This is a genomic window from Bowdeniella massiliensis (genome assembly GCF_023634005.1).
GTDB classification, from domain to species: Bacteria; Actinomycetota; Actinomycetes; order Actinomycetales; family Actinomycetaceae; genus Bowdeniella; species Bowdeniella massiliensis.
Genome location: NZ_JALIQR010000003.1, coordinates 196,002 through 206,933, shown reverse-complemented (window position 1 = coordinate 206,933; position 10,932 = coordinate 196,002). Strand labels below are relative to the sequence as shown.

12 protein-coding genes and 1 other RNA gene are annotated in these 10,932 nt (G+C 62.1%); 7 read left to right on the top strand and 6 right to left on the bottom strand.

Features of this window, described 5'->3' with window-relative positions; genetic code table 11:
- Positions 1–257 precede the first annotated feature (257 nt).
- The 7 genes from MUN85_RS03230 to MUN85_RS03200 all read left to right on the top strand — a co-directional run bounded on the left by MUN85_RS03230 (position 258) and on the right by MUN85_RS03200 (position 4,564).
- Positions 258–497 (top strand): hypothetical protein, encoded by a 240-nt coding sequence (locus tag MUN85_RS03230; protein ID WP_250505356.1) that lies wholly within the window; start codon positions 258–260, stop codon positions 495–497.
- A complete protein-coding gene (locus MUN85_RS03225; RefSeq protein ID WP_250505355.1) occupies positions 494–922 on the top strand; it encodes a type II toxin-antitoxin system VapC family toxin in 429 nt (142 codons plus the stop codon). Before MUN85_RS03230 ends, MUN85_RS03225 begins: the two co-directional genes overlap by 4 nt.
- Before the next feature lie 73 nt (positions 923–995).
- Positions 996–1,520 carry a GyrI-like domain-containing protein gene (locus MUN85_RS03220; protein ID WP_250505354.1) on the top strand — a complete coding sequence of 175 codons (525 nt, stop codon included), beginning with the start codon at positions 996–998 and terminating at the stop codon, positions 1,518–1,520.
- A 676-nt stretch (positions 1,521–2,196) separates the two neighbouring features.
- Positions 2,197–2,460, top strand: coding sequence for a type II toxin-antitoxin system Phd/YefM family antitoxin (locus tag MUN85_RS03215; protein ID WP_250505353.1), 264 nt, complete (start codon positions 2,197–2,199; stop codon positions 2,458–2,460).
- Between the two features lie 3 nt (positions 2,461–2,463).
- Complete coding sequence (locus MUN85_RS03210; RefSeq protein WP_250505352.1) at positions 2,464–2,724, top strand: Txe/YoeB family addiction module toxin; 261 nt, start codon at positions 2,464–2,466, stop codon at positions 2,722–2,724.
- A gap of 187 nt (positions 2,725–2,911) precedes the next feature.
- On the top strand, positions 2,912–3,496 hold the full coding sequence (locus tag MUN85_RS03205) for a Type 1 glutamine amidotransferase-like domain-containing protein (protein WP_250505351.1): 585 nt from the start codon (positions 2,912–2,914) through the stop codon (positions 3,494–3,496).
- 147 nt (positions 3,497–3,643) lie between these two features.
- A complete protein-coding gene (locus MUN85_RS03200) occupies positions 3,644–4,564 on the top strand; it encodes a GNAT family N-acetyltransferase (RefSeq protein WP_250505350.1) in 921 nt (306 codons plus the stop codon).
- A 392-nt stretch (positions 4,565–4,956) separates the two neighbouring features.
- Here the strand turns inward: MUN85_RS03200 and ssrA are convergent.
- From ssrA to ftsE, 6 genes are all read right to left on the bottom strand, one after another.
- Positions 4,957–5,323: a transfer-messenger RNA gene (ssrA, locus tag MUN85_RS03195) on the bottom strand.
- A 92-nt stretch (positions 5,324–5,415) separates the two neighbouring features.
- Positions 5,416–7,200, bottom strand: a complete 1,785-nt coding sequence (locus tag MUN85_RS03190) for a DUF2207 domain-containing protein (RefSeq protein WP_250505349.1) — start codon at positions 7,198–7,200, stop codon at positions 5,416–5,418.
- A 24-nt stretch (positions 7,201–7,224) separates the two neighbouring features.
- Positions 7,225–7,755, bottom strand: coding sequence for an SsrA-binding protein SmpB (smpB, locus tag MUN85_RS03185; RefSeq protein ID WP_092563275.1), 531 nt, complete (start codon positions 7,753–7,755; stop codon positions 7,225–7,227).
- A 76-nt stretch (positions 7,756–7,831) separates the two neighbouring features.
- Positions 7,832–9,241: a M23 family metallopeptidase gene (locus MUN85_RS03180; RefSeq protein ID WP_250505348.1), complete on the bottom strand. Its 1,410-nt coding sequence runs from the start codon at positions 9,239–9,241 to the stop codon at positions 7,832–7,834.
- Positions 9,242–9,247: 6 nt separating this feature from the next.
- Positions 9,248–10,159: a permease-like cell division protein FtsX gene (gene ftsX, locus MUN85_RS03175; protein WP_092563270.1), complete on the bottom strand. Its 912-nt coding sequence runs from the start codon at positions 10,157–10,159 to the stop codon at positions 9,248–9,250.
- Between the two features lie 4 nt (positions 10,160–10,163).
- A complete protein-coding gene (gene ftsE / locus MUN85_RS03170) occupies positions 10,164–10,853 on the bottom strand; it encodes a cell division ATP-binding protein FtsE (RefSeq protein WP_250505347.1) in 690 nt (229 codons plus the stop codon).
- Between the last annotated feature and the right edge of the window lie 79 nt (positions 10,854–10,932).

Here is a 10,932-nt window from a genome sequence, read left to right as displayed (position 1 = left end):
TAGGACTAGATTTGGCAGCACGAACGACTGCACCACGTATCGTGCCTACAGCATATCGTCGGCAGCGTCAGTTGGGTATAAGAGACGGGGGGAACGGGTCGAACTCTGGGCCTGTGGGCGCGGCGTGGGTGGGCGCCGCCTGTCGTAGCGGGTTCGAAGTTCGAACCCCAGCCGTAGTCACTACGCCCATGCCCACCCGTTCACGCTTCCGCATCATTGATGCGCGTTACATGCATCTGCAGTGTTAGCCTCGTGGAATGAGGACGACAGTACGACTCGACCCCGAGGTCGCGGCAGCAGCAGAACGCCTGCGCAGGGAGCGACACATTGGTCTGGGTGAGGCAGTAAACGAACTGGCCCGCGCAGGCCTGCGTCAGCAGCAGAAGCCCGAGCATTTCCGGCAACGAACGGCTAGCGTCGGGCTGAAAGTCGATGTCACCGACGTCGCCGCCGCCCTTGAGTTGCTCGATCAGTACGACGCCGAGGACGCCCGGTGATCGTCGACGCCAACGTTCTGCTTTACGCCGTCGATGACCGGTCCCACTTTCACTCGGCCGCACGGACCTGGTTGGACGAGGCGATGAACGGCGTCGAACGCGTCGGACTGCCTTGGGTGTCGCTGATGGCGTTCCAACGCATCATCACCCATCCCCGCGTGACCGAGAGCCCACTGACGCCGACGGATGCGTGGAGCTACATCACTGACTGGCTCGACGCCGACCAGGCCTGGTTGCCCACCCCTGGAGATCGCCACCGCGACATCCTCGGCCGGCTCCTCACGGACGGCGATCTGCACGGGAACCTCGTCACCGACGCCCACCTCGCTGCTCTTGCCATCGAGAACGGCACCAGCATCTGCTCCTTCGACAGTGACTTCGCCCGCTTCCCTGACCTCCGTTGGATCAACCCAAGTCACCCATGACGCCACCATCACAATTGCGCGAAAATTAGGGCTGCACCTCACTGACCTCGAGGTCGACGGCCTGTAGCCCTTCATGCGCGACATCGGTTTCGGCGTGGCCGCCATCGCCACTCTGCTTCCCGCCCGCGGGACCCCGGCGTTCGAGCGCGCGCTGCAACTGCAGCGCGACAGCCTCGCCGGCGAACTCCGGGGTGCCGAGGAGCAACTCCACCTCATCGAGTTCATACCCCTGCTCGAGCGGCAGGGCATCCGCCCCACCGGCCCAGGCGGGGCCATCGAGCATGACGAGGATTTCAAGGAGGCGCAGGTCGACGAGTCGGTCTGGCTCCCCGTCGCACCTGGCACGACCGCTGACGACCCGCTCGTCGTCGTGGACCTCGCCGAGACGGAGGTGGTGAGGGCCGTCAGCGTCGGCCCGTACTCACAGATCACGGATGCCCTTTCGCGGATAGCCGACTTCGTCGCCGAGCACGGCCTGACTCTCGCGCAGCGGGGTTCCGACGACGTCGCGACGAAGGTCTTCATCACCTACCTCAACGATCCGTCGTCGACGAAGCCCGAGGAACTCGTCACCGAGGTGAACGTGCCGATCAGCTGAGCAGGTGAGCGTGACAGACCACGGGTCGAACTCCAAGCCCTTCGGCATCACCTGATGCGGGGCCTGAATGCCCGAGGACCTCAACTGTGGGCTGGAGGTGCGATGCGGGCGCCGACGAGGGCTCATCTTGCCCACTTGGAGCGCGGGCATTCCACATGCCGCCGGTTCAGGCCGAATCAAAGTCCGAGCAGGGCGAGAACCATGGACCCTGACATCACGAAAGCCCCGCCAGCATGAGCCGGCGGGGCTTCACAGGGGTGGAGCTCGCGGGGAACGAGTCGAACTCCGGGCCTTCGGGGCCCATCTGGTGACGGTGCAGCTCGCAAGACCCACTCACCACTCTTCAGGCGACCGGATCCAGCTTCCGAACTGCGGACGGACGGCAAGTAGTTCCGGGACTCCGTGTCAACGATGTGCCACATCATCTGACGGAATATTCGCTATCTCGCCCAGCGTGGAAGAGCACGCGCAAGCGGCTCCGCGCGATTCGCGCCACTCGGTGATCTCAGCCGAAGCCGCGGTGGGGGCCGGCCTCCGAGTCGATCCACAAGGAAGTTGCGACGGCTACATCAGAAGAAGACGGGTCGCTTAGACGCCAGGATCTTGGCATGGTGGACCAGGAGCTGTTGACGCACCCGGCACCGCGACGTACAGTTTTCTGTACAGGAGGTAACCTATGAAGACGCTCAGCTACACCGAATCCCGCGCCAACTACGCGCAGGTCCTCGACGACGTCGTAAACAACCGCGAAGAGACGATCATCACCCGCGCCGGACACGAGCCCGTTGTCATCGTCTCGTTGGCAGACTACGAGTCCCTACGGGAGACCGCCTACCTCCTCCGCTCCCCCGCCAACGCCCGCCGCCTCCTCGATTCGATCGAGCGACTGGAGAGCGATGGCGGCACGACGCATGAGCTCATCGAGGACATCGAGGACTAGGCGGTGTTCCTGGTCTGGGACGAGTCCGCCTGGGATGACTACCTCTGGTGGCAGGCAGAAGACCGGCGCACGCTCAAGAGGATCAACCTGCTGATCCAAGACATCTCACGCAACGGCAACGAGGGGATCGGCAAGCCCGAGGCTCTCAAACATGGGCTGTCGGGGTATTGGTCCCGACGCATCACCGAAGAACATCGTCTCGTGTACAAGGTCGTCGGCGACGAGATCCGGATCGCCAGCTGCCGCTACCACTACGGACGCTGAGCAACCTTCCGTCCGGCTCCGCACCGCAGGTGGATCACGGCAGCCAAGCCCGCTGCCGTCACCGACTCCATAGAAGCGTCGGCGCAGGGCCCGAGATGAAGCCACTCGCTATCGGGCACCGTTCGACGGCCGAAAGTATGCCAGATCGGCACCGCCGCCAGGGGACCAGCGTCACCAGAACGCCGCGATGGCAGAAGCCGGCTACATGGCTGGCTTCGACTTGATCAACCTCAACCTCTTCCCCAAGCCCACGTTCCCTAACGTCCAGGAGGTGCTGCTCGATCAGGACGTGATCTGGGTCCATGGAGGCTCAGTGGTCAACCGGCTAGCAGTCTGGCGCGCGCACGGGCTGCCCAACATCCTCCATCGCGCTTGGCAACAAGGGGTCGTACTCGCCGGCATCTGCGCCGGCGCCATCTGCGGGTACACGGGCGGTCCCACTGACTCGTTCGGGCCACCGCTGCGCGACATCACCAACGCTTTGGGCTTCCTGCCCTATGGCGGTGGGGTCCATTACGACAGCGAAGCGAACCGGCGTCCCTTGGTGCATCAGCTCGTCGCTGAGGGCGAACTGCCTGAGACACACTGCACCGATGACGGGGCCGGTCTCGTTTACGTCGGCACCGAGCTGCACGAAGCGGTCTGCGAGCGGCCCGGAGCCAAGGGCTACATCGTGCGACGCGACGGCGATGCCGCAGTCGAGGAAACTCTCCGGCCCGGCTGCTCTAGGCACGACCGGCCGCACAGCACACAGCCCCTGTCTGCGAACTGACAGGGGCCGAAAGTGATTCTCTATGCCGTCTAACGGTTACGATAAACCTGTCACATTCCAGCCAATGGAGAGGAGGTCACATGATTCCCGCTCAGTTTGACCTCACGTCGAGGTCAATTCTTTCGCCATCATCGGTAAGGATTTCTCATGTCCATCGACCACATTTATCAACCGCAATCGCTTGACCAAGCAATCGATACTCTCTCCTCACTCACCCCCCTATTTGACGCCCCCTCTCAGGCTGATCAGCTCACTAATAGTCGTCTAAGTTTCGGATTCTCAAGCGGCCAACGGACGATTAACCACACCTGGTTTCATCGGGACCAGCTCACCCACACGGTCTCAGCGTGTTCCGGTCTGGTGACCTCAATCGGCACGGTGATTGACGTCTGGGCTGGCCCTTTGAGTACAGAGCTCATCCAGCATGTTCTCGAATCAAAGCCAGCGCGGGTCCTCTTTTTCATGCCTGACCACGTCACATCCGACTCCCCTGAGTTCACACCCATCGCACAGCTGGCCCGAGCTCAGAATTGGCACGTCATTGGACGACATCACTATGACCGTCCACTCGATGATTGTTCGAAACTGTCGACCACCATTCAGCTTGAAAACCTGACTGGGCCAGACGACTGGCGACTATTCACCATCATCCGCGACATGATGAAGCACTCAAGCGATCCCGAAGATCGAGATCTTGTCGACCAACTGGGACTGGAAGGTGCAACACGGTACGTCATCGACTTCTTAACGCAAGAAGATCCGTGGCACGCAATTCGCCTTGCTTTCACTCCAACAGGGCAACTCGCTGGCCTCGTGTCCTGGACGATGACCAGTTCACGAGAAGGGATCCTCAACCAGGTGTGTACTCTCAGCCACGTTCGCGGGAGAGGTTACGCAACGGAGATGGTGTCCCGGGCCGTGACTGAACTTCTCCAGGAAGGCGCCACCTCCTTGATTGCAGATACCGACATCTCGAACGCGGCAATGGTGCGGGCCCTCGCTACGAACGGATTCAACCCATCAGAAAACAGGATCGACCTGGTGCCGACACCCGCGGTTTCTCAGTAGAGGCACGACCTATTCCCTCGCACGACTACCGCCAACCTTGAATCGTCCTAGGTTTGCTCCTACCTGTTCTTGAGAGAATCCGAGCATGCCGGATAGGTATTCATGAGAAGGAGAACTGAAACGTTACCTCGCAGGGTGGCCGCGACTTACACCTTTTGACGCCAACGCCATACCTTTTAACGGAGGCCAATACTTCTTGACGCCTCCGCGACTCAAGCGCCTCCAAACTGGTAGACTATCAGAATTTCACCGTCACCTGTTGCCATCGGCACCGATCCCAATCGTCGCAACAGAGCAAAGAACCCCTCGGGTTCCGCGAATTACCTAGTAAAACGCGGGGCCCGAGGGGTTCAGTTCGTACTCAATTCTTTGTATCAAAAATCGAGTACAAATGGTGGAGATGGCGGGAATCGAACCCGCGTCCGATGACACGTGAAACAAGGATTCTCCGGGTGCAGTTCGCTGCTGATTTTCTCGGCCCCGGCAATCTCGCGAACTAGCTGCCGACGGGCTCAGTTACCTAAAAGTCCCTCGTTGCCGGGTAACGCGACAACGAAGCAGTGGCTCTCAAGATGACGCCAGGATCTGGGGCGAGAGCGTCCCCAGGCTGACGGACTTCAGGCTCGCTTAGGCAGCGAGGGCGAAGTCGGTGCTCTTAGATTCGGCACCTATTGGTTTGTGCAGGGCGTTAACGAGATAACTGCACATCCTCGACCCGCTTCCCCTGGAACAGGGTCACCGTCGAAACCGATCATCCCCATATGAAATTGACAATTCATCCGCGCGTGGCGGACTTCCATCATAGAAGGTCAACTGGTGGCGGGTCGAGTTTATTCCGGGTGAAGTGCAACCTACCAGGATCCGCCGCCCATGGAACCGCCGCCACCACTGACGCCGCCACCCCCGGAGGACGATGAAACCGCGGTGATCGATGACAGCATCGCGCTCGAGATCCCCGAGCTCAGCGAGTGTGCGGTCGTTCCTGCCACGTACCACGTCGGCAGACTCAGGCGCTCACCGGTTACGAACATTGCCTCTCGGCAGGCCCTTTCCCATTGGCTTTCTACCCCGAGAGCAACGGCGAGCGGGAGCAGCCGGTCGTAATAGCCTGCGGCCTCCCCCATTTCAAGTTGGCCGGCTTCCGCAGCGAGGACGTAGTCCTTGAAGCCCACGAGCTGGTCGTTGATGACAGAGCCTTCGGCGGTCCTGACCTGGGCCGCGTCGTAGTTCACCATGGCGACGAACGAGACGATCAGGAGAGCGACCGGGATGATGAATGGCCCGTGCATGAGGAACGTGACCACCCCCAGGATGATGGCAGCCACCATAACCAACAACGCAATACCGACCCACGTTGCGCGGGCCGCTGCGGGAGAGGATCGATACCACCCAGCCTCGACGACGCCCTTATCGAGATCCTCCTTCAAGTGGGAGGTGGCCTCCACAAGCTGCTCACCCTCGGTGGAGATCGCGATCTCGGAGTTGTTTTTGAAAAGCGTCGTGAGGAATCTGCGCTCCCATGGGGCGGTTTCGATTCTGCCCTCAGGGTCGAGCCACCTCACGGCATAGTCGTCATCGCCTTCGTCTGTTGGTGGCCGCTTGTCTAGTTCGATGATGCCGCGGCGCGCCAGGTCGAAGAGTGTCGCCACCATGTCTTCGTCGTCAGCGCTGCCATCGATGAGCGTGCCAAGGAGGCCGGGCCGCTGCGTCAGCGGCGTGAAGGAGACTGGAATGGTGGGCGTGGGGACGCGCCCGACGGGGTGGTCGGCGGTTGTGGGCGACACTCCTGGTGGCAGGTCGAGATAGCGCTCGTCGAGGCGGGCGCGGCGGGAGATTCGTACGACCGCGGCTACACCTCCGATGAGGGTCACGGCAGCAGCTGCCCCGCTGGCCGGGGTGAGCCCCCACATGTTCGCCCACGTGCGGCGCGGGGCGAGCTCGAGTTTCGCGTCCGGGAAGGTGCCTGCGGGATAGGCGGAAACGATTCGGATGCCCTCGCCCTTGGGCACGGAGGTGGCGAGCTGGAACGCTGAGCCCTTGGTGCTAAAGCCCTCGCATGGGGTCGTTGCGCCGGCGCCGCCGGCCATGCACGTCACGCTGCTCGCGTTCTTACCGGTGTCGATGTCGGCTGAGAAGTTCTCGATGGGGACTTTGAAGCCGCCGGGGGCGATGGCGCGCCAGTCGAAAACGTCCTCGGCGGGTGCGCCGTCGTAGCTGCCTGCCGGGCGCAGCATTCCGGACAGCGTGTAGGCGATGGCGTAGCGCTGTTCGCCGTAGACGATTCGGCCCTCCTCGCCGATTTTTAGCACCGTGGCGTGATCGCGGTGTTCGACTGCGTAGCTGGCGGGCGCGTCCGTCGGTGAGGACACGGAGGTGACGTCGAAGGTGACGTGCTGGTAGTGGTTCGGGTTCGTGGGCAGTTCCGTATCCTCACCGAAGACGAGGAATGGCCCATGCTGCCCGGAAAAGCGCATGGTGAGGTCCATGTGCAGGTCGAGCGTGCCGTCGGCTTGCAGCTCGCCGCGGATCGCCATGGACGTGATTCTGGCATCGTCCTCATCGGCCGCGGCCGGTAGCGCGATTGCAACGAGCATGGCCAGCACGACTAAAAGTAGCGCCCAGACGCGACGAAGCATATCTCTCCCTCAGCAGCGCGATTGCTAGCGATTGATGCGTAGGCTCATGGCGCGCTGTGCCTCGCGAGCGTCTTGTTTCTCGCGTAGTGCCTGGCGCTTGTCCCACTCTTGCTTACCGCGGGCCAGTGCGATCTCGACCTTGGCACGCCCCTTAACGAAGTACAGTTCCAGCGGCACGATCGTGTAGCCCTTTTCGCGGCTCTTTTGGCCGAGCTTTAGGATCTCGTTCTTGTGCAGCAGCAGGCGACGCTTGCGCCGCGGGGCATGGTTTGTCCAGGTGCCTTGGGCATATTCGGGGATGTGGACGCCCTGCAGCCAGGCCTGTCCTGCGTCGATTTCAACCCAGCCGTCCACGAGCGATGCGCGCCCCATCCGCAGGGCTTTGACCTCGGTGCCTGACAGCGCTATGCCGGCCTCGAGGCGGTCATCGATGTGGTAGTCGTGAAAGGCTTTGCGGTTCTTTGCGACGGTCTTTTTGGCATCGGCTTCGGCCTTCGCTCGCTGTTCGGGCGTGAGTTTGGCGCTCTTTGCTCCCGAGCTCTTTTTGGCAGCCACCGATCATCCTTCCGTCGTGAATGCGCATGAATCCTGCCCCTACCCTATGGCTGGGGGCGGTCATTGGCGCAAGTTATTAGAAGCCGGGCAGGCTCATCGGGTCGATCGTCGAGCCGTTCTTCCATACCTCGAAGTGCACGTGGCAGCCCGTGACCTTTCCGGTTGCGCCCGTATAGCCGATGACCTGGCCCTGGGAGACTCGCTGTCCGGGTGAGACCGCAAAGCCCGATAGGTGGTTATAGACGGTGACGTAGGAGACGCCGCCAATCATGCCGTGGTTGATGAGGACCTGGTTGCCGTGGGTGCCGTTGCCGCGGGCGCCCTTGGTGGCGATCACGGTGCCGCCCGCGGATGAGACCTGCGGGTTGCCGCACGAGGAGCGCAGATCGACGCCGTTGTGCATGAACCAGCCGCCGGTGATCGGGTAGACACGGTAGCCGTAGGAGCTCGTGACGTACAGCGGTCGCGGCACCGGCGGGATGAGGCCAGCGCTCGGTGCGGGCGGCTTCGGGGCTGGCTTGGGCGGTGCCGGTTTTGGCGCCGGGCGGGCCGGGTTCTGCTTGGCACGCGCAGCGGCTTCGCGGCGGCGCTGTTCTTCAGCGGCCTTCTGTTCGGCTTCGCGGCGCTTGCGCTCGGCCTCTTCCTTCCGCTTCTCTTCGGCGACAATGGCGGCGATCTGGCTCTTGAGGTCGGCGTCCGCCGCGTCATTGGCGGCGCGGTCGGCAAGTGCCTGTTCCTTCTTCGACTCCAGCGAGCCTGCCAGGGCCGTCTGATCGTCCTGGAGCTGGGAGATCTCAGCGGTCTTCGCGGCCTTGGCATCACGCGCCGCATCGGCATCAGCAACAGCCTCGTCGGCCTGGGCCTTCAGATCCGTGATGAGTTCGGTGACGGCTTCCTGCCGGGCGTTGGCGTTGCGGTTCTTAGCGTTGAGCTCGGCGAGTTGGTCAAGGACGCGGGACTGGGAGCGCACGGCCGCATTGCGGGCGGCGAGCGCCTGCACGGAATCTTCGCCCACGCCGATCTCGTACAGGTCCGAAAGCGAGCCGAGGTTGGCGCCGCCCGACCGGTAGGAGGTGCGAACAACTTCCGCTAGCGCACCCTTGTTGCCTTCGATCTGCGAGGTTGTCTCGGCAATATCGTCGGCGATCCGATCCCGCTCCCCCTCGGCTGCGGTCAGTCGTCCGGCGATGTGCTCTTGCTTGCGCTGAGCGCCCGCCAGTTTTTCCTCGGCCTGGGCAAGCTCCGTCTGGGCAAGGGCGAGTTGGCTGCGGGTATCTTCGAGCTGGAGGTAGACCGTCGACAGCGACGAGTCGATACCCTCAAGCTCACTTTGAATCCGCTCGCGGCGCTTTGCCCGCTCTTCTCGCTGCTTGATGAGGTCGTCCTTGGTGTCGGCGACCGCCGGGGTCGGATCGAGGGCGACCACGACTCCGGAGATGGCCAGGCCGGCGCTGAGGATGGCAGCGATGAATCTACGGGCAATCATCGGGGGTCACACCTTTGTGTAGCGGGAGAGGGAAATCATCGAGGACACCAGCGCGAGTACGAGCGCGAGCAGGATCAGCCATGGGGCAGCAAACCAGACGTCCGTCGTTGAGATCGTGTTCATGGCGGAGGAGCCTTGTGCCAACCAACCTTCGACAAGGAATCGCACGCCAGCCCACAGGCCCGCAACCGCGAGCGCCGCGCCGATCAGGGCGGCGATGGCCCCTTCGATCATGAACGGCAGCTGGATAAACAGCGTGGAGGCACCGACGTATCTCATGATCTCGGTTTCTCGCCGTCGGCTCATGGCAGATAGTCGAATGGTCGTCGTAATCAGGAGGGCCGCTGCGACGATCATGACGGCTCCGAGGCCGATCGATGTCAGGGTTGCGCGGTCGAGGAGTTTAAAGAGTGGGTCGAGGACTTCGCGCTGGTCAACGACGCTTTCGACGCCGGGCCGCCCGGTGAGCTCATCTGAGATGACCTCGTATTGGGTGGGGTCGGTCAGTTTGATGCGGTAGGAGACGGGCATCTGCTCGGGGGTCAATTGTTCCACCCAGGAGGAGTCCAGGACCTTCTTGGCGTTTTCGTACGCCTGCTCTTTGGTTTCAAAGAAGACGTCTTGGACGAACGGTTTGAGGTTGGTCGATTCCAGCATCTGGCCAACCTCCTTGATCTGTTCCTCGGTGGCGGCCTTGTGGGCGCAGTTCGCTGAGGTATCGCCCTCGGCGCACATGAAGACAGCGACCTCGACCTTGTCGTACCACTCGCCTTTCAGTTTCCCGACCTGACTCTGAATCAGGTAGGCCACACCCACAAAGGTGAGCGAAATGAACGTGACGAGGATGACCGAGATGGTCATCGCGACGTGCGAGCGTAGCCCCTTGCCGATTTGCGACAGGATAAAACGAAGTCTCATGGATCTACCGCCCCGCCCCGTAGACACCGCGCGACTGGTCGCGGACCAGGACGCCATCGACGAGCTCAATCACGCGTTTGCGCATCTGGTCGACGATGGCGTTGTTGTGCGTCGCCATCACGACCGTCGTGCCTTGGCGGTTGATCTGGTCAAGAACGCTCATAATGCCAATCGAGTTATCGGGATCGAGGTTGCCGGTCGGCTCGTCGGCCAGTAACACCTGCGGCCGGTTGACGAAGGCACGCGCAATCGCCACGCGCTGGGCTTCACCACCGGATAATTCGGTGGGCAATCGGCGCTCTTTACCTTCCAGTCCCACCATTTTCAGGACCTGCGGCACGTAGGTGTGGACCTGGTGACGAGGTTTGCCGATGACCTGCATAGCGATCGCGACGTTGTCAAAGACGGACTTGTCTTGCAGGAGGCGGAAGTCCTGGAAGACCGTGCCGATTTGGCGGCGAAGATGGGGAACTTTCCAGCGCGAGATCCGCCCGACATCGCGGCCCAGGGCGTAGACGGTGCCGGCTGTGGGGCGCTCTTCGCGCATGATGAGTCGAAGGAAGGTCGACTTTCCGGATCCTGAAGCGCCAACGAGAAAGACGAACTCGCCGCGCTCAATCTCCACGTCTACGCCATCGAGGGCAGGCCGCGCACCGCGCGTGTAGACCTTGGAGACATTTTCGAATCTGATCACTGTGGGGGTTTCCGCTTCATAGACACGTGAGGGTTTTGCTTCCTTCAGGCTAGGCAGCGGGCCGGAGACCTAGCTGACG